Origin of the sequence: Streptomyces sp. NBC_00448 (assembly GCF_036014115.1) — a bacterium.
Classification (GTDB): Bacteria; Actinomycetota; Actinomycetes; order Streptomycetales; family Streptomycetaceae; genus Actinacidiphila.
Map to the genome: position 1 here is coordinate 1,865,418 of NZ_CP107913.1, position 24,219 is coordinate 1,889,636.

Genomic DNA, 24,219 nt, shown 5'->3' on the forward strand with positions numbered 1-24,219 from the left:
GGTCTCTCCTTGCGGTGTGCGTCGGTACGGTGCCGGGGACGGCCGGAAGCGGCCGGGGGCGGTCTGCCCCCGGCCGGCTGCTGACTGCGGGCTAGTCCTCCTGTTCCCCGCTCGCGAACCGGGAGATGATCAGGGCGACGATGATGATCGCACCGTAGAGGAACTGGTTCCACAGCGGCGGCACCCCGCCGAGCGTCATCACGTTCACCACGAGTTGGAGGGCGACCACTCCGGTGAGGGCGCCGAAGAGGGTGCCGCGGCCGCCGTTGAGGCTGATCCCGCCGATCACGGTGGCCGCGAAGACCTGGAAGATCCAGTTCTGGCCCTGGGTGGAGGAGATCGCGCCGTAGTGGCCGACGTAGAGGATGCCGGCGAAGGCGGCGAGCAGCGAGGCGATGGCCAGCACCGACCAGGTGATCAGGTCGACCCGGATGCCGGCCGCGCGGGCGGCCTCCTTGTTGCCGCCGATGGCGTACAGCGCGCGGCCGTGCCGCAGGTAGCCGAGGGCGAGTCCGCCGGCCACGAACAGCACCAGGCAGATCCAGATCGCCGCAGGGGCGCCGAGCCAGGACGCGCCGCCCAGGTACGAGAAGGACTTGGGCACCTCGACGATGGACTTGCCCTGGGAGATGCCGACTTGCAGCCCGCGCAGCATGGTGAGCATGCCGAGGGTGGCGATGAAGCCGTTGACTCTCAGTTTGAGGATCATGAAGCCGTTGAACCCGCCGACCACGACGCCGACCAGCAGGCAGATCGGGATCGAGGTCCAGCCGGGCAGCAGCCCGATGCCGTGGTAGGTCGCCGAGCCGGTCCTGGGCATCACCAGCCACATGGCGATCACCGGGGCCACCCCGATGGTGGACTCCAGCGACAGGTCCATCCGGCCGAGGATCAGGATCATCGCCTCGCCGAGCACCAGCAGGCTCAGCTCGCTGCACTGCTGGAGGACGCCGATCAGGTTGTCGGAGGTCAGGAAGGTGGGCGAGACGATGAATCCGACCACGCCCACGATGAAGATCACCGGGATCAGGGACAGGTCGCGGTAGTTGGCGACCCTGAGCCGCGCCACGGCCCGCTTCGGCTGGTCCGGGGCGGCCGCTTCCGCGGTCAACTGGCTCACGTCACTCATTCCTCGGTCTCCTCGTGGCCGCCCGAGGGCAGCCCTTCCATCGCCGAGACCAGGTCCCGGTCGCTCCATCCGCTGCCGAACTCGGCGATCACCCGCCCGTGGAAGAGCGCGATCACCCGGTCGCAGACCCGCAGGTCGTCCAGTTCGTCGGAGACGATGACGGCCGCGTCACCGCGGTCGGCGACCCCCCGCACCACGCCGAGCAGCGCGTCCTTGGACTTCACGTCGACGCCGGCGGTGGGCCGGATCGCCACCAGCACCCGCGGCTCGCGGGCCATCGCGCGGGCGATGACGACCTTCTGCTGGTTGCCGCCGGACAGGTCGGAGACCGGCTGGGCCGGCCCCGAGGTCTTGATGTCCAGCGAGTTGATCATGCGCTGGGCGAAGGCCTTGGTCCGGCCGGGCAACACCGTTCCGTACGGGCCGAGTTGGTCGGTCACCGACAGCGTGGCGTTCTCCGCGACGCTGCGGTTCAGGACCAGGCCCTGGCGGTGCCGGTCCTCCGGTACGTAGCCGATGCCGGCGCCCAGCGCGTGCGGGACGCTGCCTGGCTTGACCGGCTTGCCGCCGACCAGGGTGCGGCCCGTGGTGGCCTTGCGCAGCCCGACCAGGGTCTCGCCGAGCGCGGTGTTGCCGCTCGCGGTGGCCCCGGCCAGGCCCAGCACCTCGCCCGGGCGCACCGCGAAGTCGACCGGCTCGAAGGCGTCCGCCAGGGACAGCCCGTCGGCCCGCAGCACGGCACCGTCGCCGTCACCGCCGCCTTCGCCGCCGCGGCCGTCCTTGCCGGAGATGGCCCCGGACGGTGCCGACTTCGCATGCCAGGACGCCGCGTTGCCGCCGAATGCCTCCCCGGTCATCGCCTCCACCAGCGCGTCCTTGCCGAGCTCCGCGACCGGAGCGGTCAGCACGTGCCGCGCGTCGCGGTAGACGGTGACCGTGGTGCACAGGTCGTAGACCTCTTGCAGGTGGTGCGAGATGAAGAGGAACGCCACGCCCTGCCGCTGGAGTTCCCGCAGCTTGGTGAAGAGCCGGTCGATGCCGGCCGCGTCGAGCTGCGCGGTGGGCTCGTCGAGGATGATGAAGCGGGCGCCGAAGGACAGCGCCCGGGCGATCTCCACGAACTGGCCCTGCTCCACGGTGAGATCGCCGGCCCGCGCGTTGGGATCGACGTCGACGCCGTACTCGCCCAGCAGGTCGCGGGCCCGGGTGCGCAGCGCCGACCACCTGATCCGCCCGCCGCCGAAGCGGTTGAGGAACAGGTTCTCCGCGACGGTCAGGTCCGGGACCACCATGGACTTCTGGTAGACGCACGCCACCTTCGCCTGCCAGCCGGCGGTGTCGCCGGCCGCGGGCGCCGGCTCGCCCTGGAACCGGACCTGGCCGGCGTCCGGGTGCTGAAGCCCGGTCAGCACGGACACGAGGGTGGACTTCCCGGCGCCGTTGCGGCCGACGAGCGCGTGCGAGTCGCCGGCCGCGACGGTGATGCCCACCCGGTCGAGGGCCACGGTGGCCCCGAACCGTTTGACGATGCCCTCCGCGTGGACCGCGGCGGGCGGTACGGCCTCGGCCATGGGTCAGCTCTTCCCGAGCTGGTTGGCCCACAGGCTGGGATCGTCCACGTTGGCCTTGGTCACCAGCGGCGCCGGCAGCTGGTCCTCCAGGCCGTTCGGGATCTTGATGATGTTCGAGCCGTGGTCGGTCGGGCCGGGCTTGAAGGTCTTGCCCGCCATGGCCGCCTTCGCGTAGTACAGCGCGTACTTGGCGTAGGTGTCGGCGGGCTGGGAGATCGTCGCGTCGATCTGGCCGGCCTTGATCGCCTTGAACTCCTCCGGGATGCCGTCGTTGGAGATGATGGTGATGTGGCCCGCGGTACCGGCCGGCTTGAGCAGGCCCTTCTGCTTCAGCAGCGCGAGGGTGGGCTGCAGGAAGACGCCGCCGGCCTGCATGTAGAGGCCGTTGAGGTCCGGGTTGGAGGCCAGCGTGGTCTGCAGCTTGGCCGACGCGGTGGCGCCGTCCCAGTTGGTGACGAGCGGGATCACCTTGATGCCGGGGAAGTTGGTCTTCATGCAGGAGGCGAACGCCTCCGAGCGGTCCCGGCCGTTGATGGAGGACAGGTCGCCCTCGAACTCGGCCACCTTGCCCTTGCCCTTGAGCTGCGCGCCCAGGTACTTGCAGGCGTTCGTGCCGTACGCCTTGTTGTCGGCACGCACCACCATGTACACCTGCCCCTTGTCCGGGCGGGTGTCGACGCTGATCACCGGTATCTTCTTCTTCGCCATCTGGTCGAGGGTGGAGGCGATCGCACCGGTGTCCTGCGGAGCCATCACGATCGCCTTGGCGCCCTCGTTGGCGAAGCTCTGCACGTTGGCGACGAGCTTGCCGATGTCGTTCTGCGAGTTGGTGCGCGGCAGCGCGGAGACCGCGCCGGCCTTGATGTCCTTCTCGATGTAGCCGTTGTACGAGTTCCAGAAGTCGCTGTCCGAGCGCGGCAGGTCGATACCCACCTTGCCCGAACTTCCTCCGGCCTTGCTTTCGCTGCCTCTGTTGCAGCCCGCGAGCGCGGTGACCGCGAGCAGCGCGGCACAGGCGGCCACGGTCGTCGTGCGCAGTCTCATCGTCGAGTCCTGCCCTTCCGGGTGTGGGTGATGTCGGCTCTGCGAAGGGTGGAGCGGGCGGAGCGGGTAGAGCGAGTGGTGCTGGTGGCGCTAGTCGGCCGCCGGGCGCAGCCGCAGCCCCTGCATGCCGCCGTCCACGGCGAGGGAGGCTCCGGTGACGCTCGCCGCCGCCGGGCTCGCCAGGTAGACGATCGCGGCGGCGACCTCGTCGGCGCTGACCAGCCGGCCCATCGGCTGCCGGGCGTTGAGAGCGGCCCGCTCGGCGCCCGGGTCGTCGGCCTGGTCGAGCAGCCGGCCGACCCACGGGGTGTCCGCGGTGCCGGGGTTGACGCAGTTGACCCGTACGCCCTCGCGCACGTGGTCGGCGGCCATCGCCAGGGTCAGCGAGAGCACGGCGCCCTTGCTGGCGCTGTACAGGGCCCGTTGGGGCAGGCCCGCGGTGGCCGCGATGGAGCAGGTGTGGGTGATCGAGGCGCTGCCGGGCCGCGCCACGGCGGCCTTGCGCAGGTGCGGCAGCGCGGCGCGCGCGGCCCGCACCAGGCCGAGGACGTTGATGTCCATGACCCGCTGCCACTCGTCGTCGGCGTTGTCCTCGACGGTGCCGACGGCGCCGATCCCGGCGTTGCCGACGAGGATGTGCAGGCTGCCCAGCTCCCCCACCGCCTCGGCCACCGCCGCCTGGACCGCCTGGTCGGAGGTGACGTCGGCACGGACCGGGACGGTGCCCTCGGGCGCGCCGGAGGGGTCGCGGTCCAGGACGGCGACCCGCGCGCCGCGGGCGGTCAGCAGCCGGGCGGTGGCGGCCCCGATGCCGGAGGCGCCGCCGGTGACCAGGGCGGTCAGCCCGGCCAGGTCCTGCGGGTGGAGGGCGGTTGCGGTCTCGTGGGAGGGGGTGTCGGTCATCGGGCGAGCTCCTGTCGGGCCACCCAGACCGGGCCGTCCGGGTAGCGGTAGTCGGTGAGGGTCTCGGGGACCATGCGGGCGGAGAAGCCGGGGGCGGTGGGCGCCTGGTACCGGCCGTTCTCCATCACCACCGGGTCGGTGAAGTGCTCGTGCAGGTGGGGAACGTACTCGATGATGCGGTCGTCCCAACTGCCGGAGACGGCGACGTAGTCGAACATCGAGAGGTGCTGGACGAGTTCGCACAGGCCGACCCCGCCCGCGTGCGGGCAGACCGGCACGCCGAACTTGGCGGCGAGCAGCAGGATCGCCACGTTCTCGTTGACGCCGGCCACCCGGGCCGCGTCGATCTGCACGAAGTCCACGGCGCCGGCCTGCAGCAGCTGCTTGAACACCACCCGGTTGGCGACGTGTTCGCCGGTGGCGACCCGGATCGGCTGGCCGGCCCGCACGGCGGCGTGCGCGAGCACGTCGTCGGGGCTGGTGGGCTCCTCGATCCAGTACGGCTCGAACGGCGCGAGCGCCCGCATCCAGTGGACGGCCTCGGCCACGTCCCAGCGCTGGTTGGCGTCGACCGCGATCCGGATGCCGGGGCCGACCGCCTCCCGGGCCAGCCGCATCCGCCGCAGGTCGTCGTCGAGGTCGGCGCCGACCTTCAGCTTGATCTGGGTGAAGCCGGCCGCGACCGCCTCCTTCGCCAGCCGGGTCAGCTTCTCGTCGGAGTAGCCGAGCCAGCCGGGCTCCGTGGTGTAGGCGGGGTAGCCGCGGCGGCGCAACTCCTCCGCCCGCCCGGCGCGGCCGGGTTCGGCGCGGCGGAGGATCTCCAGCGCCTCGTCCCTGGTCAGCGCGTCGCTCAGATACCGGAAGTCGACCAGGTCGACGATTTCCTCCGGGGTCATCCCGGCCAGCAACTCCCAGACCGGGCGGCCGGCCTGGCGGGCGGCCAGGTCCCAGGCGGCGTTGACGACCGCGCCGGCCGCCATGTGCATCACGCCCTTCTCCGGGCCGAGCCAGCGCAGTTGCGAGTCGTGGGTGAGCAGCCGGTAGAAGGCGCCGAGATCGCCGGTGACACTGTCCACCGTGCGCCCGACCACATAGGGTCGGAGCGTCGCGATCGCCGCGGCGACGACGTCGTTGCCGCGCCCGATCGTGAAGCACAGGCCGTATCCCGCCAGGCCCCCGGGCGCGTCGGTACGGAGTACCACGTAAGCGGCGGAGTAGTCGGGGTCGGGGTTCATGGCGTCCGAGCCGTCGAGCTGCTCCGAGGTCGGAAAGCGGATGTCGTACACGTCGACCTCGGTGATGGTCGGACTCATGCACACTCCCGTCGCGAGACATCGGATCTTTTTTCGATGATCCGATGTATAGCCGTGCGCGGTGGGGTTCGTCCAGGGGGGAGCGCGAATTTTGTCGATTACAGATCGGATGTCTCAACGGTGGCGGCCGCTGGCGTCGTGGCTGGTGAGACGCATGCCGACCCGGCGTACGGCGCTGCGGTGGCTCCGACGTGCGGTGATCGGCGGCACCGCGCTGACCGTACTGGCGATGCTCGGCGCGGGCGGCGCGCTGCGGGCGCAGTACGCGGGCGACCCGTCCGCCGCCGGCCGCACCCGCGGCAATGACGCGGTCTGGCTCGGCCACGCCTGGGTGGACGGCACCCGCACACCGGCCGAACTCGCCCTGCTGCGCGACCGGGTGCGCGGCAGCGGCATCCGCGACCTGTACGTCCACACCGGTCCGCTCTCGGCCGACGGGAGCCTCGACCCGGCCCTGTACCCCACCGCGGCCGCGTTCCTCGCCGACGTGCGCCGCGAACTGCCCGGCGTCCGCGTCCAGGCGTGGCTCGGCGACACCGTCGCCCACGGCGGCACGCCCGGGCTGCGTCTGGACGACAGCGCGGTCCGCGCCCGTATCCGCGGCTCGGCGCGGCAGGTGCTCGACGCCGGCTTCGCGGGCGTCCACCTCGACCTGGAGCCGGTGCCGTCCGGCGACGGCGGCTTTCTGCGCACCCTCGACACGGTGCGCGCGCTCACCGTCGCCCGCGGCGTGCCGCTGTCCGCCGCGGTGCCCCAGATCGACCCGCTGCCCGGCCTGCACGCCGTCTCCCACCTGCCGTTCAGCCACCCGAAGTGGTGGTCCCAGCGGTACTTCGGGCAGGTCGCCCGGCGGGTCGACCAGATCGCGCTGATGGCCTACGACACCGCGCTGCCCGCCTCGTCCCTGTTCGGCGGCTACATCGCGCAGCAGACCTCCCTCGCGTTGCAGGTCACCCCGAAGGCCACCAACCTCCTGATCGGGCTGCCCGGTTACCACACCGAGAACTTCGGCCACCACGGCTACGCCGAGACCGTCCCGGCCGCGGTGCGCGGCGCCCGCGTCGCGCTCGCCCGCACCGACCGCGACCGCGCCGCCTTCGGTCTCGCGCTGTACGTCGACTTCGCCGCCGACCCCGCCGACTGGGCGGCGTACCGGGCCGGCTGGGGCACGCCGTGAGGAGCAGCGGTCACGGCGCGGGCTGCGGCGCACCGTCCGTTACGCCGTAGGCTGGTTCCCGCACGCAGGAGTACGCCGGAAGGAGAAGCTGGGTGATCGAGCTGGAGGGTGTTCCCGAGCTGATCGATCCGGTCATGGTGGCCGCGTTCGAGGGCTGGAACGACGCCGGGGACGCGGCCTCCACCGCGGTCGACCACCTCGACCGGGAGTTCAAGGGCGAGGTCTTCGCCGCGCTCGACGCCGAGGACTACTACGACTTCCAGGTCAACCGGCCCACGGTCTGGATGGACGGCGGCACCCGCAAGATCACCTGGCCGACCACCCGGCTGTCGGTGGTCCGCATCCAGTCGCCCAAGCCGCGCGACCTGGTGCTGGTGCGCGGGATCGAGCCCAGCATGCGGTGGCGCTCGTTCTGCAACGAGATCCTGGGCTTCGCGCACGAACTCGGCGTCGAGATGGTCGTCATCCTCGGCGCGCTGCTCGGCGACACCCCGCACACCCGTCCGGTCCCGGTCTCCGGCGTCACCTCCGACGCCGAACTGGCCACCACCATGAACCTGGAGGAGTCCCGGTACGAGGGCCCCACCGGCATCGTCGGCATCCTCCAGGAGGCGTGCACGCACGCCGGCATCCCCGCGGTGAGCCTGTGGGCCGCGGTGCCGCACTACGTCTCCCAGCCGCCCAACCCCAAGGCCACGCTGGCCCTGCTCAACCGCCTGGAGGACCTGCTCGACCTGCGCATCCCGCAGGGCGAGCTCCCCGAGGACGCCCGCGCCTGGCAGGTCGGCGTCGACCAGCTCGCCTCGGAGGACAGCGAGGTCGCGGAGTACGTCCAGACGCTGGAGGAGGCGCGGGACACCGCGGAGTTGCCGGAGGCGTCCGGCGAGGCCATCGCGAAGGAGTTCGAGCGGTATCTGAGGCGGCGGGACCCCGGGGACTACGCGTCCAGCGAGGGCACGGACGGCGTCCCCCACTTCCGCGGCAAACCCGCGCCCCGGGAGGACCCGAACCCCTCCTCCTCGGACGAGGACGAGGACGACGGCGAGGACGACAGCGAGTAAGAGGCAGACGGCGCGTAAGAGGGGCCGCGCCCCTGGGGGGGTGACCGCCTTCCCGGACGGCGGCCACCCCCGCGCACGCGGTCCTAGAGGGCCACGCCCAGCAGCGCGTCCACCGCGCGGGAGACGAGCCCGGGTGCGCCCGGGTCCGTGCCGCCCTCCGACGCCTGGGTGACCGCCCAGGCGTCGACGGCGGCGAGCGCACGCGGCGCGTCGAGGTCGTCCGCGAGAGCGGCTCGCACCTCGTCGAGCAGCGCGTCGGCGGCCGGCCCGTCGGGGCGGGAGACGGCCTCGCGCCAGCGGCCGAGGCGGGCCACGGCGTCGGCGAGGACGTCGTCGGTCCACTCCCAGTCCGCCCGGTAGTGGTGCGCGAGGAGCGCCAGCCGGATCGCGGCCGGGTCGACGCCGGCCCGGCGCAGCGCGGAGACGAAGACGAGGTTGCCCTTGGACTTGGACATCTTCTCGCCGTCCAGGGCGACCATCCCGGCGTGGACGTACGCCTTGGCGTACGGGTACTCCCCGGTGAGCACCTGGGCGTGCGACGCGCCCATCTCGTGGTGCGGGAAGGCGAGATCGGAGCCGCCGCCCTGGACGTCGAAGCCCATCCCGAGGTGGTCCAGCGCGATCGCGACGCACTCGATGTGCCAGCCGGGGCGCCCGCGCCCGAGGGACGCGCCGTCCCAGCTCGGCTCGCCGTCCCGCTCGGCACGCCACAGCATCGGGTCGAGCGGGTTCTTCTTGCCCGGCCGCTCCGGGTCGCCGCCGCGCTCGGCGGCGAGCAGCCGCATCGCGGCGGCGTCGAGCCCGGACACCGCGCCGAAGTGCGGGTCGCACTCGACCGAGAAGTACACGTCGCCGTCCACGTCGTACGCGGCGCCGGTCTCCCGCAGCCGCTCGATCAGCGGCACGATGCCGGGTATGGCCTCGACGGCCCCGATGTAGTGGGCCGGGGGCAGCAGCCGCAGCGCGGTCATGTCCTCGCGGAACAGCGCGGTCTCGCGCTCGGCGAGCGCGGTCCAGTCGTCGCCGGTGTCCGCCGCGCGCTCCAGCAGCGGATCGTCCACGTCCGTGACGTTCTGCACGTACTCGACCTGGCGCTTCGTGTCGAGCCACACCCGCTGCACGAGGTCGAACGCGTTGTAGGTCGCCGCGTGCCCCATGTGGGTGGCGTCGTACGGGGTGATCCCGCAGACATAGAGGCGGGCGACCGGACCGGGCTCGATGGGGACGAGTCCACCGGTCGACGTGTCGTGCAGACGAAGAGGGCGTCCGGTGCCCGGAAGGGCGGGGACGTCGGAAGCTGGCCAGGCATGCATGAGACGAGGGTAACCGGGCCGGTGGTCGACCACTTCCGGTGGGATGGGTGCCTTTCCGGCGCGGCCGCACCGGGCGGGACCGCGCGCCCCCGGGTGGGGCGTCGTCAGACCGGCGGCCAGGGGATCGAGGGCCAGTCGCCGGACGGGGCCGGGTGGACGCCGGATTCCAGCAGCCGGTCGACCCGGGAGCGCAGCGCGGCCGTCTCCGCGGGGGTGATCAGGGTGCCCAGCCGCTCGCCGAGGGCGCCGGAGAGGTCCGCGGCGAGCCGGGTGAGGACCGCGACCGCCTCGGCCGGCAGGGGCTCGCCCGCCCATCCCCACAGCAGCGTCCGCAACTTGTCGTCGGTGTGGAAGGTCACGCCGTGGTCGATGCCGTAGAGCCGCCCGTCGGCGGCGGGCAGGAGGTGGCCGCCCTTGCGGTCGGCGTTGTTCACCACCGCGTCGAGGACGGCCAGCCGGCGCAGGCGTATGTCGTCGGCGTGCACGAGCAGCGCGGTGCCGCCGCCTTCGAGTTGGGCCTCGACGACGGCCTTCCAGCCCGGCGCCGGCTCGGTGTCCTCGGTCAGCGCGAGCAGCGCGCCCGGCCCGTCCTCGCCGTCGTCGTCCTCGCCGCCGGCCCCGTCCTCGCCGTTGCCTTCCTCGTTCCCGCCGTCGGCCGCGGACTCGATCCACAGCTGCACCATGCCCTCGCCGTACGGCCCGTCGCGCAGCACCGTGGGCGGGACCAGGCCCCAGCCGGTGGCCTCGGAGACGAGGTAGGTGGCGACCTCGCGCTGGGCGAGGGTGCCGTCGGGGAAGTCCCACAGCGGCCGCTCACCGCGGACCGGCTTGTAGACGCAGGCGACGGTGCGGCCCTGGTGCGTGCTCTCGCAGAGCAGCACGGCGTTGGAGGCGTCACGGATCTGGCCGCGTACGGCCAGTTCGCCGTGGCGCAGCGCCTCGACGTCGCGCAGATCGACCCCGGTGCCGGTGTCCGTACCCGGGACGGCGGCCGCGTCCGCGCCCACGGCGGCCCGCGGGTCCGTGCCGGTGCTCAGGCCGACCTCCGGTACCCGTTCTGGCGCGGGCATACGTGTCCTTCCGGGTCCAGGGGGAGGCTGCACAGCGGGCAGGGCGGGCGGCCGGCGGAGACCACGTCGAGCGCGCGCTTGGCGAAGGAACGGGCCTGGGCGCCGGTCAGCAGCACCCGCAGCAGCGGCGGGCCGTTCTCGTCGTCCTGGAGCAGTTCCTCCTCGGCGGCCTCCAGGTCCTCCTCGTCCTCGCCGGCCAGCTCGACCAGGGCCTGCGCCTCGATGACCATCCGCTCGTGGGCGCCGTCCCACGCCAGCGCCATGGTGCCGACCCGGAACTCCTCATCCACCGGCACCTCCAGCGGACCGGCGTCCAGCATCTCGGTCGGGGCGACGGCGGGGACCGAGGCGTTTCCACCGGTCCTGCGCACCACCTCGTCGAGGAGTTCGTCGATCCGCTCGGCGAGCGCGGCCACCTGCGTCTTCTCCAGGGCCACGCTCGTGGTCCGGCCCAACGCGGTGGCCTGGAGGAAGAACGTCCGCTGTCCGGGCTGACCGACGGTCCCGGCGACGAAGCGTTCCGGGTGTTCGTAGAAGAAGACCTGGCGGGGCACGTCCTGCTCCGTTTGCTCGGCTTGATCGACTGTGCTGGTGCTTGACTGCTGCTCGGCTGCTGTGACGGCTGTGCCGCGCCGCGCGTGCGGTGTGTCAGGGCACGGGCCACCGGGCATCCACCCTACTGCGGAAGCCGATCACGAGGTGCCGGTCGAACCGCCGACCACGGCGTCCCCCGGGTCCAGCCGGCCCTTGGAGCGGGCGGCGTCGGCCGAGCCTCCGCCGGGCGCGCTGTCCGCGGCGCCCTCGGCCGGCGGCGGGGGGATCAGCGCGGTGAGGTCGCCGGTGTCGCCGAGCCGCAGCAGGAACGGGCGGTGCGGGGTGTAGCGGACGACGGTGACCGAGCAGGGATCGGCGTTGATCCGCTGGAAGAGGTCGAGGTGCGTGCCGAGGGCGTCGGCGACCAGCGCCTTGATGACGTCGCCGTGCGAGCAGAGCAGGTACAGCGCGTCCGCGCCGTGCTCGGCCTCGATCCGCGCGTTCCAGTCGCGTACGGCGTCGACCGCGCGGGCCTGCATCGCGCGCAGCGACTCGCCCTCGGCGCCGGGGAAGACGGCGGCGGAGGGGTGCCGCTGGACGGTGGCCCACAGCGGCTCCTCCGCCAACTCGCGGATCTTCCGCCCGGTCCAGTCGCCGTAGTGGCACTCGCCGACCCGGTCGTCGGTGTGCAGGGGCAGTTCGGGCCGGGTGGCGAGCAGCGGTCCGACCGTCTCCTGGCAGCGCTGCAGCGGGCTGCTCACCACGGCGGCGAGCGGGAGGGCGGCGAGCCGGGCGGCGAGCGCGGTGGCCTGGGCACGGCCGGTGTCGTCGAGGGCGACGCCGGGGCTCCAGCCGGCCAGTACTCCGTCGGTGTTGGCGGTCGAACGGCCATGCCGGACGAGGATCACGGTGGGCATGTCCGCCACCGTAACCCCTTCCGGGGACGCGCGTTGTGCTGGGTGACGGCCGTGGCGGGGAAGATCCCCCCGAGCCCCCACCACGGCCGCGAACGTCACCGGCCGGTCCACGTGCCGGGCCGGGTGTCAGGGCGGCGGTCGGGCCGCGCGAGGGCCCCGGAAAGGGCCGGGAAGGCCCCGGGAGGCAGCCGCACCTGCCGGGTCCCGCTTTCCGAGCGCGTTTGCTCACCGCTTCCGGCGTTTTGCTCGTACCTGACGGCCCGTTGTCTCCGCTTTACATGCAGGGCGAGAGCCGTGCGTCCGGCGGCCGCTTACGGTGTGCTTGTCCTTGCGGTCAGGTCCCGGCCTGTCACTCCCCGTGGGTAGGGTGCAGCAGGGGTCGAGTCGAGACGGCCCGATGTGTCGGGACCGCGAAGCAGGTGGAGATGTTCAGCAAGGCGACGAGGAGCCGCCCGATGACCGAGCCGGGCGTAGGTACCGCGGGAGCGGACTGGTCTCCTTACGCCCGGCTGCAGGACGCGGCGGGGGCGTACTTCCTGCACCCGGACATCGCGATGGACGCGATCACGGGGGTGCTCGGCCGGCGCCGGGTGCGGGGTTTCACGCTGGAGCGCGTGGTGGACCTCACCGAGGCCGGCGCGTCGGTGTGGCAGGAGGCGGCGGTCTGCGACGGGCGGCGGCTGATCCTGTGGCACAGCGAGGAGTTGGCCGACGCGAACGCGCCCGGAGGGACGGTGCTGGACTCCTCGGTGCAAGTGCTCCCGCTGGACGCGATCGGCCACGTCGGCATGCGCACGCTCGTCGGGCGCGACGAGCGCGGGCGCCGCATCGACCGCGGGGTCTACCTGGTCCTCGCCACTGTGATGCCCCACGAACTCAGCGCGGCCCAGGCCGATCCGGACTCTCCGCTGCCGGTCGCCTCCGCGAAGATCCGGCCCGAGTCCTTCCGCTTCAGCAAGTCCCTCGACGACGGCGGCCCCGGCCAGATAGCCCGCCTGATCGACTTCGGCCGCCTCCTGGGCCGCCTCGTCCCGGCGGGGTAACGGCAACGGAGAGCGGCAACCGACAAGGGGCGCGTGGGGGCACTCCCCCGGGCTCCGCCGGGGGCACCCCCACCCAGGCGAAGCACTGGGGGAGAACTGCGCGTCCAGCCGCCCACCGACAGGTGGTCCGGGCGGTCCCGTTACCCCAGCCCCGCCAGCGAAAGAGCCTCGATCCCCGCCCGCAACCCCGCGACCCGCTCCTCGAGGCTGAACCCGGAAGGCGCCAGCGAGAGCGTGGTCACGCCCGCGGCGGCGTACTCCTTCATGCGGTCCGCGATCCGCTCCACCGGCCCCAACAGGCACGTGGAGTCGATGAGTTCCTGCGGCACCGCCGCCGCGGCGGCGTCCTTCTCCCCGGCCAGATACTTGTCCTGGATGTCCGCGGCCTGCTGCTCGTACCCCATGCGCTGAGCCAGCTGGTTGTAGAAGTTCTGCTTGCGGCTCCCCATCCCGCCGACGTACAGCGCGGTGTACGGCCGGAAGGTGTCCGCGAGCTTCGGCAGATCCGCCACGGAGCCGAGCGCCAGCGGCAGCGTCGGGCACACGTCGAACCCGTCCATCGTCAGCCCGGCCTTCTCCCGGCCGGCCCGCAGCGGGCGGATCGCGGTGTCCTCCAGGTGCGCGGCGGACGGGAAGATCAGCAGCGCGCCGTCGGCGATCTCGCCGGTCTGCTCCAGGTTCTTCGGGCCGATCGCCGCGATGTACAGCGGGATGTGCTCGCGCTGCGGGTGCACGGTCAGCCGCAGCGCCTTCCCGGGGCCGCCGGGCAGCGGCAGCGTCCAGTGCTCGCCCTCGTACGACAGCCGCTCGCGGGACATCGCCTTGCGGACGATCTCGACGTACTCGCGGGTGCGGGCCAGCGGCTTGTCGAACTTGACGCCGTACCAGCCCTCGGAGACCTGCGGCCCGGACACGCCGAGGCCCAGCCGGAACCGGCCGCCGGTCAGGGAGTCCAGGGTGGCGGCGGTCATCGCGGTCATCGCCGGGGTGCGGGCCGGGATCTGGAGGATCGCCGAGCCCACGTCGATCCGCTCGGTCTGCGCGGCCACCCACGACAGCACGCTCGGCGCGTCGGAGCCGTACGCCTCGGCGGCCCAGCAGACGGAGTAGCCGAGGCGGTCGGCCTCCTGGGCGACGGCGAGGTTGTCCGCGTCCATGCCGGCGCCCCAGTAGCCGAGGTTGATCCCGAGCCGCATACCGCTCCCCTTAGTACGTACTGGCCAGTAACGTCGTTGTCCCCCCGGACTTTAGCGCCTTGTCCGGCCGAACGCGCCTGTCGGGTACGTCACTGCTCCCCATTTGGAGGGCCGGGCGCTAGCCTCAGCGGTCATGGAGCACAGGCATCTCGGCCGCACCGGCCTGCGCGTGTCCCGGCTCGGACTCGGCACGCTCACCTGGGGGCGCGACACGGGCGAGCGGGACGCCGCCGACCAGCTCAAGTCCTTCTGGGAGGCGGGCGGCTCGCTGGTCGACACCGCGGACGTGTACGCGGACGGAGGCGCGGAGTACCTGCTCGGGCGGCTGATCGAGGACCTGGTGCCGCGCTCCGACCTGGTGATCGCCACGAAGGCGGGCAGCGTGCCCGACCCCGACCGGCGCTTCGACACCTCCCGCGGGCACCTGCTCGCCGCGCTCGACGCCTCGCTCCAGCGGCTCGGCACGGACCACGTCGACCTGTGGCAGGTGCACGCGTACGACCCGGGCACGCCGATGGAGGAGACACTCCAGGCCCTGGACATCGCGGTCAGCAGCGGCCGGGCCCGCTATGTCGGGGTCTCCAACTTCTGCGGCTGGCAGCTCGCCAAGGCCGCGTCCTGGCAGCTCGCCACGCCCGGCCGCACCCCGCTGGCCAGCACGCAGATGGAGTACTCGCTGCTCCAGCGCGGCATCGAACGCGAGGTGCTGCCCGCGGCCGTCGACCTCGGCGTGGGGCTGCTTCCGTCGTCGCCGCTCGGGCGCGGGGTACTCACCGGGAAGTACCGGCACGGCGTCCCCGCGGACTCGCGCGGCGGCTCCTCCGGCATGGCCGCCTTCGTCGCGCCGTACCTCGACGACACCGCCCGCCTGATCGTGGACGCGCTGGCCATAGCGGCCGACGGCCTGGCCGTGTCGCCGCTGCACGTCGCGCTCGCCTGGGTGCGGGACCGGCCGGGCGTCACCGCGCCCATTCTCGGCGCGCGCAACGCCGCGCAGCTCGGCGCCGCTCTGTCGGTGGAGGGCCTTACGCTGCCGGAAGAGATCTGCTCGGCCCTTGACGACGTCTCGGCGCCGTTGCACCGCTACCCGGACCACGACTGGACCACTCTCTGAGTCCTGCGAGTCGCGGCCGTTCCGCTCCACGGAGGCTTCCAGCGTGACCACCCCCACCCCGCCCGACGACTCCACCGCTCCCGCCGCGCAGGCCGCCGCTCCAACGGCTGCCGGGACTCCCGCGGCCCTCGCGGACGGCGGCGCCGTGCCCGCCGCGCGCCCCGGCCCGGCCGGGAAGCCGGATCTGGCGAGCCTGGCGGCGGCTATGCGGTCCATCGAGCGCGGCGACAACCCGGCGGCGCCCGCCCCGCGCGGCGACGCGGCCGAGGCCCGCCGCAAGCGCCGCGAGGCGATGGCGGAGGAGGCGGCCCGGCTCCAGGCCCTGGAAGCGGCCGAGATGGTGGGCGGGACCACGCCGGGCGCGACCGCGGAGCAGGGCGAGGCGGCGTCCGAGGGCGGGTCCGGCGACGGGCCGGCCGAGCCGGCGGACGCGGGGGGCGACGGCGAGGCGGGAGACGCGCCGGAGCCGACCGACGTGCCGGAGCCCGGTGACGCGCCCGAGCCCGGCGACGCCGATCTGCCCTCCACCGCGGCGGGTACGACCGGCGAGGCGGGCGCCGAACCCGGCAACGACCCGGCCGAGCAGGTGACTTCGGCGCAAGGCGGGCCCGCCGGCGCGCGTCCGGCCCGCGCGGAACGCCCCGCCGCGGCGCCCGCGAGCGCCGCCCGGGCACCGCTCGACGCCGCCGCCGTGGACGCGGCCCGGCAGGTGCTCGCGGGCGGCGGGGCGCCCGGGGAACTGGCCGAGCCGGTCGTACGCGCGCTGGGCGAGGGCGCGGCCGCGCTGGTGCGGGAGGACCCGTGGGGGGTGCTCGGTCTGCCGGGGGTGCGGGTCGGGGTGGAGCAGGTGGACGCGTTCGCCCGGGCGGTGCTGGGCGGGGCGGTCGGTCCGGGCGACGAGCGGCGGGTGCGGGCGCTGGTGGGCCACGTACTGGACCGGGCCGCCGAGCAGGGCCACACCGCCCTCGACGGGGACGCGCTGCGGACCGCCCTGGCGCGCTACTCCGTACCCGACCCGGACACCGCGATCGCCGCCGCCGTCGAGGAGGGCCGGGTGCTGGTCTTCCGCGCGGAACCCGAAGGCGCGGCCGGGGCCCCGGAGGACGACGAGGACGACGAACCGGCGCCCGTACCCCTGCTGTTCGGCCTGGACCGGTACGCCCTGGCCGAGGAGAGCCTCGCGGACGGCTGTGTACGGCTGCTGCGCTCCTTCGAGGGCGCCCCGGGCGGCGCGGGTGCCGCGGCCGGCGCTGAAGGCGCAGAGGACGGCTCAGGGGACGCTGCGGGTGGTTCGGCGGGCGGGTCGGCGGGGAGTTCGGCCCCCGACTGGGAGGCCGCCGCGGCTGCCGCCCCTTCCCCCTCCGCCGCCGAGCTGATCCGCGTGGCCGCCGGCAGCGGGCTGGTGCTGCACACCGGCGGCGAGGCGGCCCGGGCCGAACCGGCCGCGCTGGTCGCGGCCGCCCGTGCGGCGGGCCTGCGCGCGTACGCCGCCGCCTACACCGACAGCGGCAGGCGGCGGCTGGCCGCGGTCCCCGGGATCGGCGAGGACGGCGCGCTGACCGTCGCGGGCCTGCTGGCGGGCGGCCGGGCCCCCGACGGCAGCCTCCCGCTCGACCTGCTCGCGGTGCTGGACGCGCCCCAACTGTCCGTCGAGGAGGCCGCCACGCTGGTCGAGGCGGTCCCGGACGGCGCGCGGCTGGTGCTCAGCGGCGACCCGCACGCGCTGTGGTCGGCCGGACCCGGCCGCGCGTTCGCCGACCTGCTGGCCGCGAAGGCGTGCCCCCGGGTCACCTCGCGCACCCCCGACCCGGGGCCGATCGGCGAGCTGACCTCCTGCGTGGCCATCGGCGAGCTCACGCCGGTCGACGCGCCGGACAAGGAGGTCGTGGTGGTCCCGGTGCGCGCGCCGGGCGAGGCGGTGCACCGCGCGGTGCAACTGGTCGCGGACTCGGTGCCGCGGGCGTTCGGGGTGCCGCCGGAGCAGACCCAGGTGATCACGCTCGCGCACGGCGGCCCGGTCGGCACCCGCGCGCTCAACGCGGCCCTCAAGGAGCGGCTGAACCCCGGCCCCGGCCGGTTCGGCGGCTTCGACCCCGGCGACCGGGTGGTACACGTGCCGGCCCCGGGCCGTACGCACCCGGCCACGGTGGTCGGCGCCGAGCCGGACGGGCTGCGGCTCGCGGGCGAGGACGGCCCGGTGCTGGTGCCGCGCGCGGAGGTCGCGGCGACCGTACGGCACGGGTGGGCGGTCACCGGCCACCAGGCGGCCGGCATCCGCTGGCCCGCGGCGGTCGTGGTGGTGCCCGGCGACGCCGGCCCGCTGCTCACCCGCGGCTGGGTCTACACCGCCTTCGGCCGCGGTGAGCGGCACCTGTCGGTCGTGCAGGGCGCGGATCAGGCGCTGGCCGCCGCGGTGGCCGGGCCGGTGGCGAAGGAGCGTACGACCCGGCTGGCGGCGGTGCTGCGGGAGCTGGCGGCGGAGTAGGCGGGGCGGCGGTACGGCTGCGCAAGCCGCGGCGGGGGCCGTGTGGCGGCCCCCGCCGCCCGGCTCACTCCGGGTCGAGCGCGCCCAGCTCGTCCTCGAAGACCAGGCTCATGTCGAAGCGGCACAGCGCGAGCTGCGGGTCGGCCTGGTCGAACGGCGCGTCCAGCCACTCCCCCGGCTCGGTGGGCTCGGCGGCGCACACCCACAGCGTCGAGTCGCCCTCCTCCAGCCCGAACTCCTTGTGCCGCTGGGCGATCTCGTCGGGTTCGTACTCGCCGAAGACCGCCGCGACGGCCGCGTTGACCGACTCACCGGCCTCCGCGTCGCCCTCCGCGGCCCGCCGGGCCTGGGCGAGCAGCCGCTCCGGCTCAACCACGGTGTAGTCGCGCCGGATCAGGACGCTGATCGCCTCCGGGTCCTCGGGGCCGAGGTACTCCGGCGCCCCGTCGCCCGCGGGCACCTCGAACGGGGTCACCTCGTCGTACCTGTCGTACAGCAGCTCGTCGTACGACTCGGCGGCCGAGGCCAGAGCTTCGAACGCCGTGTAGACGGACGGGTCGTCGTCCCCGGCACGGTTCTCGATCGCGTCGAGGTGGCGGTCGAGCGCGGCTTTGAGCGCTTCAACCGCGGCACGGACCTCGGCAACGGTGGGCTGCACGTCATCAGACATGGAGCAGACGCTATCCGCACAGGGGCGTTGCCCGCACAATAGATTGCGATGCCGGAATACGAATTCAGAGAGATGTACGTGCCGCGCGGTACCTCGCGCAAGGACGCGGCACGTCTGCTGACCGACGAAGCCGAGTACAGGCACTGGGAGCTGGACCGGGTGCGGTTGTACCCGGACGGCAGCCGAAGAGTGCGGTTGCGCCGCCGGATCATCCGCCAGGTGCGGGCCACGTGGTGAGAAGTCCGGTGCGTCGGGTGACGGGACCGCCCGGGTAGCCCCGCCCGGTGGATTGCCGGACCTTGCGGTCCGCGGACGGTTGTTCACTTCGTTCTCCCCCCGCCCCTGGGCAACCGCGGCCCGCCGCAGTGCTCGCGCCGGGGGCGCCCGCAGTGATCAGGGGGCGCGCGGGGGTACCTCCCAGGGGCCGTCAGGCCCTGGGGGGAGAACGGGGCGAGCGACCCACCCACGGACCGCAAGGTGCGGGCTCTGCTGACAGGGGCTGGGCTTGAGGTCCCCCGCTCAGCGCGCGGCGCGTCCGCGGCGGAAGAGCAGGGCGCCGCCGAGGAGCAGCGCGCCGGCCGCGCCCGCGATCATTCCCATGTCGTCCGCGCCGGTGTGGGCGAGGGTGGGGGTGGTGGCGCCGGCGGGGCTGCCGGTCTGCGACACGGGGGTGGCTCCGCCCGGGATGCCGGGGTTCGTCGGGGTGCCGGGGTTCGTCGGGGTGCCGGGGTTCGTCGGGGTGCCGGGGGTGCCGGGATTTCCGGGGGTGCCGGGGTGGCCCGGCTTCCCCGGGTGACTCGGCGTACCCGGGTGACCGGGCGTACCCGGGGTGCCCGGCGTGCCCGTACCCGTGTCGCTGTTCCCGCAGTCGTTGCCGAACGCCGGGTTCAGCAGGGCCAGCACGTCGACCGTGTTGCCGCAGACGTTCACCGGCACCTGCACCGGGGCCTGGACGGTGTTGCCCGACAGCACGCCGGGCGAGCCGACCGCCGCGCCGCCCGCACCCGCGTCCGCGTGGGCGAGCCCGCCGGCCGCGGCGAGCACCCCGCCCGTGGCGACCGCGGTGAGCAGGCCCTTCTTCGTGACCTGACGCATGGATTCGTTCCTACCTTCTTGCGACTCTTCACCGGAGCGGTAGGGAACATCCATGCCCCGCACCCCCCGGAAATGGCGAGCGGCCCCGGAGCGCCGTGAGCGGCGTCCGGGGCCGGCCTCCCCCACGCCGCCGGGCGTGGGAGGGTTCCCGAACCGCGGCCGGGTGGCGGCCGCGGAGGGTCCTGCTAGCTGTTGACGCAGGTGTTCCCGAAGGCGGGGTTGAGCAGCCCGACCACGTTGACCGAGTTGCCGCACAGGTTGACCGGCACGTGCACCGGGATCTGGACGACGTTGCCCGACAGCACGCCCGGGGACTGCACGGCGGCACCCTGCGCGCCGGCGTCGGCGAACGCCAGACCCGCGCCCGCGAGCACCAGACCACCGGTGGCAGCCGCAGTGGCGACGACCTTCTTGAGCATTTGCTTCCTCCTGGATGGGACCAACGTGGCCCCAGAGCCGCGGACCACACCCGTCGTAACGACGCGGAGGAAACACGGCAACGAACGAACCCGGTCATTCACTCGTACTGGCGATCCGGGCCGGGGGTACGGGCACAGACGAGCGAGCGTTCGACCGCCGTACGGCCGTGGGCGTACGACCGCGGGCAAGGGTGGGCGCGGGTGAGGTGGGCGCGGGCGGGTGGCCGCCGCCGTACGGCCGCGGGCGGGCGGCGGGCGGGGCCGTGTCCACCGGCCGCCGCCCGCCACCCGCCCGCGCGCTGCTCGATCTCCCGCTGTCGCTCAGCAGTTGTCGATGAAGTGGTCCAGCACCCGCACCCCGAACTTCAGGCCCTCGGTCGGGACCCGCTCGTCCACGCCGTGGAACATCCCGGCGAAGTCCAGCTCGGGCGGCAGCTGCAGCGGGGCGAAGCCGAAGCAGCGGATGCCCAGGTCGGAGAAGGACTTGGCGTCGGTGCCGCCGGAGAGCATGTACGGCACGGTGTGGGAGATCGGGTCCTCCGCCTTCAGCGCGGCCCGCATCGCGTCGACCAGCGCGCCGTCGAAGTCGGTCTCCAGCGCCTTGTCGGTGTGGAGCGTCTCGCGCTTCACCCGGGGGCCGAGCACCCGGTCGAGGTCGGCGAGGAACTCCTCCTCGTACCCGGGCAGGAAGCGCCCGTCCACGTGGGCGGTGGCCTGGCCGGGGATGACGTTCACCTTGTAGCCGGCGCCGAGCATGGTCGGGGCGGCGGTGTTGCGCAGGGTGGTGCCGATCATCCTGGCGATGCCGCCGAGCCGGGCGAGGGTCTCGTCCATGTCCTCCGGGTCGAGTTCGACCCCGAACGCGTCGGACAGCTCGTCGAGGAAACCGCGCACCGACTTGGTCAGCCGGACCGGGAACTGGTGCCGGCCCAGCCGCCCGACCGCCTCGCACAGCTCGGTGATGGCGTTGTCCTTGTTGGTCATCGAGCCGTGGCCGGCGGTGCCGTCCACGGTGAGCCGCATCCAGTGCATGCCCTTCTCGGCGGTCTCCACCAGGTACAGCCGCAGGTTCTCGTTGACGGTGAACGAGAAGCCGCCGACCTCGCCGATCGCCTCGGTGACGCCCTCGAAGAGCCCGGGGTGGTTGTCCACCAGGTGCCGGGCGCCGTAGGTGCCGCCGGCCTCCTCGTCGGCGAGGAACGCCAGCACGATGTCCCGCGGGGGCTTGCGCCCGCTGCGCACCCGGTCGCGGATGACCGCGAGGGTCATCGCGTCCATGTCCTTCATGTCGACCGCGCCGCGTCCCCACACGCAGCCGTCGACCACCTCGCCGCCGAAGGGGTGCTGGCTCCAGTCGTCGGCGTTCGCCGGGACCACGTCCGTGTGGCCGTGGATCAGCAGCCCGGGCCGGCTGCGGTCCTCGCCCTCGATCCGCACCACGGTGGACGCCCGGCCCGGGTGCGACTCGAAGATCTCCGGCGCGAGGCCCACGTCGGCCAGCTTCTCCGCCACGTACTCGGCGGCGGCGCGCTCCCCCGGGCCCGAGTGGTCGCCGTAGTTGCTCGTGTCGATCCGGATCAGCTCAGCACACAGGTCGACGACCTCGTCCTCGCCCGCGATCCTCCCGCTGTCCGCCCTTGCGGGCCCCGACTCACTCACGCTGTCTCCTCGCTCGTTCCCCGCCGCGGCGACCGCGACCGATGCGTCTCCCATCCTCCCTCGCCGCCCGGCGTCTTCCCACCCCCGCCTGCCTCGGCGCCTTCCCCTCCCCTTCCCCCGCTCCTCGCGCTCCCCCCTCCCGCGCACCCTCACCGCCCCTGCACCGCCCCCTCAACGCGCCCTCCCGGCCCCGGCCTACGGCCGTGATTTCCCGGTCTGGATCTTTGCTATGGTTTACCTCGTCGCCCCGGCCCCGTCGCCGCGGTGACACACCCCGTCCGGGTGGCGGAATGGCAGACGCGCTAGCTTGAGGTGCTAGTGCCCTTTATCGGGCGTGGGGGTTCAAGTCCCCCCTCGGACACCATCAGAAATCCCCTGCGAGCAGGGGATTTCTGCTTTCAGGTGGTCCGCGCGACCACACGCGGCGGCCAACCCGTCGGCGATCTTGTTCAAGGCGAGCGCGATGGACCCGATGCGGTCCCGCGGACGCGGCCCGTTGCCGGATGCAGGCGAATCTCAGGCCGGCAGGTTGACGCCGCTGGCCCTGGCTCGCTCGAAGAGTTTCTTGACGTGGGAATTGTTCGCATGCGGAGAGAGGCGTGCGACCATGGTCCGCATCTTCGCGTCGCAGCGTCCCGACTGGACGAGGGGGTAGTCGTCGAGCGCTCGATCCCAGGACGCGCAGGCCGCTTCAAGGTGCCCGATGTCAAGCTGGCGTTCAGCCGTCAGGCTGTTGTGGCGCACCCGGGTCCGCCGGTATTGCGGATACGCAAGCTTCGTCGACTCCCGCATCGCGTGAACTGCCCCGACGTCGTCACCGAGTTCGTGGCATACCTGCGACAGGTGATACATCAGTGCGGCCGGGTCGTACGAGCCGAAGGCTTTCGACTGGGACTCCGCCACATCCATGGCCTTCTCGGCCTCGTTCATGAAGCGCAGGGCCTCGGTGGCGTTTCCGACCCGGGCTGCGGAGTGGGCCTGCTGCCCTGCCAGGAAGGCCCGCATTCGGGGTCCTGCCTGGGGTGAGGCTGCCGCGGCCGCATCTGCCAACTGCATGGCGTGCCGGCCGTGACCCAGACCAACGGACTGTACGGACATGCCTCGGAGCGTGGTGCAGTACGTGAGGTGGTCCTGCGCGGCCCCGGCCAACTCCAGGGCCTTGAGGTAGTAGCGCTCGGGGCGTTCGACTTCGCCGTCCTACCGGACGGCCAGTGGGTGTTCTACGAGTGCAACCCCTCCGGCCAGTGGCAGTTCATCGCCGCGGCCACCGGCCTTCCCATTGCCGAGGCCCACGCCTCTCTTCTCACAGGAGCGATCACTTGAGCCGCCCGGACCACCAGGCCACGAGAACACTGCGTGCCGCGCTCGCGCAGCAGCTTGCCGACGACGGCTCGCTGCGGTCTCCCGAATGGCGCCGGGCCGTCGAGGAGACTCCGCGCCACCTCTACGTGCCGGTCTTCTACCGGCAGGTGAAAGGCGCTTGGGACCCAGTCACCGCGGAATCCCCTGGCTACTTCGACGCCGTGTACGGAAACGAGGCCCTGACCACTCAAGTCGTCAACGGCCGCGCCACGTCGTCTTCGAGTCAACCCGGCCTCATGCTCGAGATGTTGGAAGCACTCGGGATCGAGGACGGTGACAGGGTCGGCGAAGGCGCCACGGGGACTGGATACAATGGCGGCCTGATCTGTCATCGCGTCGGCGACAGAAACTTCATCACGATCGAGATCGATGCGAGGCTTTCCCGACTCGCCGAGAAGCGACTGCGCGCGGATGGGTACTCCCCTCGTGTGGTGGCCGGAGACGCACGAAAGGGCTTCCCCGACAATCCGATGCTCGACCGCCTGATCGTGACGTGCGGCTTCGATGTCTTCCCTTACGCCCTGGCGCGGGGCGTAAAGCACGGCGGCGTCGTGGTGTGCCCTCTGGGGTGGGGCAACGCCCGTCTCGTCATGGGCGCGGGCGGGGTTTTGAATGGCCGATTCCTGGCCCATGGCTCGTATTTCATGAAGGCCCGCGACGAGGGCGGCAGCGGCAGCGTCGCCTATCCCCGCGACGCGGGCCCGTTCACGGGTCGGACTGCCGGGATCGATCACAACGTTCTCGACGTCGAGATGTTCCGCTTCGTGCAGTCCCTCGTCCTGGGCGAGTTCGGCGAAGCCACGGAGTTGGACGACGACGGCAACTCCGTCAGGTACCGGGTCTGGACGGGAGACGGCTCTGTAGCCCGAGTGGAGGGCGCCAAGGTGAGGCAGGCAGGCCCGCGAAAGCTCTGGGACACGCTGGAACTCGCCCACGCCTGGTACGAGAAGCATGGTCACCCGTCGCGTGACCGCTTCGGCGCCACGATCACCCGGGACCGGCAGTCGTATTGGCTGGACGAGCCCGGAAGTCCCCTTCCCGCGTGCGTCCGGAGCGAATGAATCGAACCGCCCGTGGTGTGCCCCGGCTCACATGGGGCTCGGCGTGGCGCGGTGATTGCAGTGGCATCGGCCACAGAAAGGCG

At 73.0% G+C, this 24,219-nt stretch carries 22 protein-coding genes, 1 tRNA gene and 1 pseudogene; 9 read left to right on the top strand and 15 right to left on the bottom strand.

Going from position 1 to position 24,219, the window contains the following annotated elements; genetic code table 11:
* Nucleotides 1-91: 91 nt before the first annotated feature.
* From OG370_RS07855 to OG370_RS07875, 5 genes are all read right to left on the bottom strand, one after another.
* The gene (locus tag OG370_RS07855) at nt 92-1,129 is read right to left on the bottom strand and encodes an ABC transporter permease (RefSeq protein ID WP_328461978.1); all 1,038 of its coding nucleotides are present in this window, start codon (nt 1,127-1,129) and stop codon (nt 92-94) included.
* Nucleotides 1,126-2,700, bottom strand: a complete 1,575-nt coding sequence (locus OG370_RS07860; protein WP_328461979.1) for a sugar ABC transporter ATP-binding protein — start codon at nt 2,698-2,700, stop codon at nt 1,126-1,128. The genes OG370_RS07855 and OG370_RS07860 overlap by 4 nt, the downstream gene beginning before the upstream one ends.
* Before the next feature lie 3 nt (nt 2,701-2,703).
* Entirely contained in the window at nt 2,704-3,744 is a 1,041-nt protein-coding gene (locus OG370_RS07865) for a sugar ABC transporter substrate-binding protein (protein WP_328461980.1), read from the bottom strand.
* Nucleotides 3,745-3,834: 90 nt separating this feature from the next.
* Nucleotides 3,835-4,647, bottom strand: coding sequence for an SDR family NAD(P)-dependent oxidoreductase (locus tag OG370_RS07870; RefSeq protein ID WP_328461981.1), 813 nt, complete (start codon nt 4,645-4,647; stop codon nt 3,835-3,837).
* Complete coding sequence (locus OG370_RS07875) at nt 4,644-5,960, bottom strand: L-fuconate dehydratase (protein ID WP_328461982.1); 1,317 nt, start codon at nt 5,958-5,960, stop codon at nt 4,644-4,646. Before OG370_RS07875 ends, OG370_RS07870 begins: the two co-directional genes overlap by 4 nt.
* A gap of 154 nt (nt 5,961-6,114) precedes the next feature.
* Here OG370_RS07875 and OG370_RS07880 point away from each other — a divergent pair, with 154 nt between their 5' ends.
* Nucleotides 6,115-7,137 (top strand): hypothetical protein, encoded by a 1,023-nt coding sequence (locus OG370_RS07880; protein WP_328461983.1) that lies wholly within the window; start codon nt 6,115-6,117, stop codon nt 7,135-7,137.
* A gap of 92 nt (nt 7,138-7,229) precedes the next feature.
* Entirely contained in the window at nt 7,230-8,198 is a 969-nt protein-coding gene (locus tag OG370_RS07885; RefSeq protein ID WP_328461984.1) for a PAC2 family protein, read from the top strand.
* A gap of 83 nt (nt 8,199-8,281) precedes the next feature.
* Here the strand turns inward: OG370_RS07885 and mshC are convergent, their stop codons facing one another.
* From mshC to OG370_RS07905, 4 genes are all read right to left on the bottom strand, one after another.
* A complete protein-coding gene (gene mshC, locus OG370_RS07890; RefSeq protein ID WP_328461985.1) occupies nt 8,282-9,511 on the bottom strand; it encodes a cysteine--1-D-myo-inosityl 2-amino-2-deoxy-alpha-D-glucopyranoside ligase in 1,230 nt (409 codons plus the stop codon).
* A gap of 104 nt (nt 9,512-9,615) precedes the next feature.
* Entirely contained in the window at nt 9,616-10,581 is a 966-nt protein-coding gene (locus OG370_RS07895) for an SCO1664 family protein (RefSeq protein ID WP_328461987.1), read from the bottom strand.
* On the bottom strand, nt 10,545-11,135 hold the full coding sequence (locus OG370_RS07900; protein ID WP_328461988.1) for a DUF3090 domain-containing protein: 591 nt from the start codon (nt 11,133-11,135) through the stop codon (nt 10,545-10,547). Before OG370_RS07900 ends, OG370_RS07895 begins: the two co-directional genes overlap by 37 nt.
* Before the next feature lie 138 nt (nt 11,136-11,273).
* On the bottom strand, nt 11,274-12,032 hold the full coding sequence (locus tag OG370_RS07905; protein ID WP_328461990.1) for a histidine phosphatase family protein: 759 nt from the start codon (nt 12,030-12,032) through the stop codon (nt 11,274-11,276).
* A gap of 455 nt (nt 12,033-12,487) precedes the next feature.
* On the opposite strand from OG370_RS07905, the gene OG370_RS07910 reads away from it, so the two are divergent.
* Nucleotides 12,488-13,075 (top strand): hypothetical protein, encoded by a 588-nt coding sequence (locus OG370_RS07910; protein ID WP_328461992.1) that lies wholly within the window; start codon nt 12,488-12,490, stop codon nt 13,073-13,075.
* Nucleotides 13,076-13,215: 140 nt separating this feature from the next.
* Here OG370_RS07910 and OG370_RS07915 read toward each other — a convergent pair whose 3' ends face one another.
* Entirely contained in the window at nt 13,216-14,271 is a 1,056-nt protein-coding gene (locus OG370_RS07915; RefSeq protein WP_328461994.1) for an LLM class F420-dependent oxidoreductase, read from the bottom strand.
* A gap of 133 nt (nt 14,272-14,404) precedes the next feature.
* Between OG370_RS07915 and OG370_RS07920 the strand changes: the two genes are divergently transcribed.
* Entirely contained in the window at nt 14,405-15,385 is a 981-nt protein-coding gene (locus OG370_RS07920) for an aldo/keto reductase (RefSeq protein ID WP_328461996.1), read from the top strand.
* A gap of 43 nt (nt 15,386-15,428) precedes the next feature.
* Nucleotides 15,429-17,870 carry a helix-hairpin-helix domain-containing protein gene (locus OG370_RS07925; protein WP_443060629.1) on the top strand — a complete coding sequence of 814 codons (2,442 nt, stop codon included), beginning with the start codon at nt 15,429-15,431 and terminating at the stop codon, nt 17,868-17,870.
* 64 nt (nt 17,871-17,934) lie between these two features.
* On the opposite strand, the gene OG370_RS07930 is transcribed toward OG370_RS07925, so the two are convergent.
* Nucleotides 17,935-18,540 carry a hypothetical protein gene (locus OG370_RS07930; protein WP_328461998.1) on the bottom strand — a complete coding sequence of 202 codons (606 nt, stop codon included), beginning with the start codon at nt 18,538-18,540 and terminating at the stop codon, nt 17,935-17,937.
* A 48-nt stretch (nt 18,541-18,588) separates the two neighbouring features.
* On the opposite strand from OG370_RS07930, the gene OG370_RS07935 reads away from it, so the two are divergent.
* Nucleotides 18,589-18,777 carry a DUF5703 family protein gene (locus OG370_RS07935; protein WP_328462000.1) on the top strand — a complete coding sequence of 63 codons (189 nt, stop codon included), beginning with the start codon at nt 18,589-18,591 and terminating at the stop codon, nt 18,775-18,777.
* A 282-nt stretch (nt 18,778-19,059) separates the two neighbouring features.
* Here OG370_RS07935 and OG370_RS07940 read toward each other — a convergent pair whose 3' ends face one another.
* The 3 genes from OG370_RS07940 to OG370_RS07950 form a co-directional block, all read right to left on the bottom strand.
* Nucleotides 19,060-19,635 (bottom strand): chaplin, encoded by a 576-nt coding sequence (locus OG370_RS07940; RefSeq protein WP_328462002.1) that lies wholly within the window; start codon nt 19,633-19,635, stop codon nt 19,060-19,062.
* Between the two features lie 185 nt (nt 19,636-19,820).
* Nucleotides 19,821-20,054, bottom strand: a complete 234-nt coding sequence (locus OG370_RS07945; protein ID WP_328462004.1) for a chaplin — start codon at nt 20,052-20,054, stop codon at nt 19,821-19,823.
* 321 nt (nt 20,055-20,375) lie between these two features.
* The gene (locus OG370_RS07950; RefSeq protein WP_328462006.1) at nt 20,376-21,713 is read right to left on the bottom strand and encodes a M20/M25/M40 family metallo-hydrolase; all 1,338 of its coding nucleotides are present in this window, start codon (nt 21,711-21,713) and stop codon (nt 20,376-20,378) included.
* Between the two features lie 276 nt (nt 21,714-21,989).
* On the opposite strand from OG370_RS07950, the gene OG370_RS07955 reads away from it, so the two are divergent.
* A tRNA-Leu gene (locus OG370_RS07955) sits at nt 21,990-22,077 on the top strand.
* A 152-nt stretch (nt 22,078-22,229) separates the two neighbouring features.
* Here the strand turns inward: OG370_RS07955 and OG370_RS07960 are convergent.
* A pseudogene (locus OG370_RS07960) lies at nt 22,230-22,889 on the bottom strand (transcriptional regulator); the annotation flags it as partial.
* Here OG370_RS07960 and OG370_RS07965 point away from each other — a divergent pair.
* Nucleotides 22,782-23,036 (top strand): hypothetical protein, encoded by a 255-nt coding sequence (locus OG370_RS07965; protein ID WP_328462010.1) that lies wholly within the window; start codon nt 22,782-22,784, stop codon nt 23,034-23,036. The pseudogene OG370_RS07960 and the gene OG370_RS07965 sit on opposite strands and share 108 nt — an antisense overlap.
* A complete protein-coding gene (locus tag OG370_RS07970; RefSeq protein WP_328462012.1) occupies nt 23,033-24,136 on the top strand; it encodes a protein-L-isoaspartate(D-aspartate) O-methyltransferase in 1,104 nt (367 codons plus the stop codon). The genes OG370_RS07965 and OG370_RS07970 overlap by 4 nt, the downstream gene beginning before the upstream one ends.
* Nucleotides 24,137-24,219 lie beyond the last annotated feature (83 nt).

Excerpts from the sequence above, each read along its gene's own strand:
- OG370_RS07860 (WP_328461979.1), bottom strand. The coding sequence starts at position 2,700 with ATGGCCGAGGCCGTACCGCCCGCCGCGGTCCACGCGGAGGGCATCGTC.
- OG370_RS07915 (WP_328461994.1), bottom strand. The coding sequence starts at position 14,271 with ATGCGGCTCGGGATCAACCTCGGCTACTGGGGCGCCGGCATGGACGCG.
- OG370_RS07940 (WP_328462002.1), bottom strand. The coding sequence starts at position 19,635 with ATGCGTCAGGTCACGAAGAAGGGCCTGCTCACCGCGGTCGCCACGGGC.
- OG370_RS07865 (WP_328461980.1), bottom strand. The coding sequence starts at position 3,744 with ATGAGACTGCGCACGACGACCGTGGCCGCCTGTGCCGCGCTGCTCGCG.
- OG370_RS07920 (WP_328461996.1), top strand. The coding sequence starts at position 14,405 with ATGGAGCACAGGCATCTCGGCCGCACCGGCCTGCGCGTGTCCCGGCTC.
- mshC (WP_328461985.1), bottom strand. The coding sequence starts at position 9,511 with ATGCATGCCTGGCCAGCTTCCGACGTCCCCGCCCTTCCGGGCACCGGA.
- OG370_RS07880 (WP_328461983.1), top strand. The coding sequence starts at position 6,115 with ATGCCGACCCGGCGTACGGCGCTGCGGTGGCTCCGACGTGCGGTGATC.
- OG370_RS07935 (WP_328462000.1), top strand. The coding sequence starts at position 18,589 with ATGCCGGAATACGAATTCAGAGAGATGTACGTGCCGCGCGGTACCTCG.
- OG370_RS07875 (WP_328461982.1), bottom strand. The coding sequence starts at position 5,960 with ATGAGTCCGACCATCACCGAGGTCGACGTGTACGACATCCGCTTTCCG.
- OG370_RS07895 (WP_328461987.1), bottom strand. The coding sequence starts at position 10,581 with ATGCCCGCGCCAGAACGGGTACCGGAGGTCGGCCTGAGCACCGGCACG.
- OG370_RS07905 (WP_328461990.1), bottom strand. The coding sequence starts at position 12,032 with ATGCCCACCGTGATCCTCGTCCGGCATGGCCGTTCGACCGCCAACACC.
- OG370_RS07870 (WP_328461981.1), bottom strand. The coding sequence starts at position 4,647 with ATGACCGACACCCCCTCCCACGAGACCGCAACCGCCCTCCACCCGCAG.
- OG370_RS07910 (WP_328461992.1), top strand. The coding sequence starts at position 12,488 with ATGACCGAGCCGGGCGTAGGTACCGCGGGAGCGGACTGGTCTCCTTAC.
- OG370_RS07930 (WP_328461998.1), bottom strand. The coding sequence starts at position 18,540 with ATGTCTGATGACGTGCAGCCCACCGTTGCCGAGGTCCGTGCCGCGGTT.
- OG370_RS07945 (WP_328462004.1), bottom strand. The coding sequence starts at position 20,054 with ATGCTCAAGAAGGTCGTCGCCACTGCGGCTGCCACCGGTGGTCTGGTG.
- OG370_RS07855 (WP_328461978.1), bottom strand. The coding sequence starts at position 1,129 with ATGAGTGACGTGAGCCAGTTGACCGCGGAAGCGGCCGCCCCGGACCAG.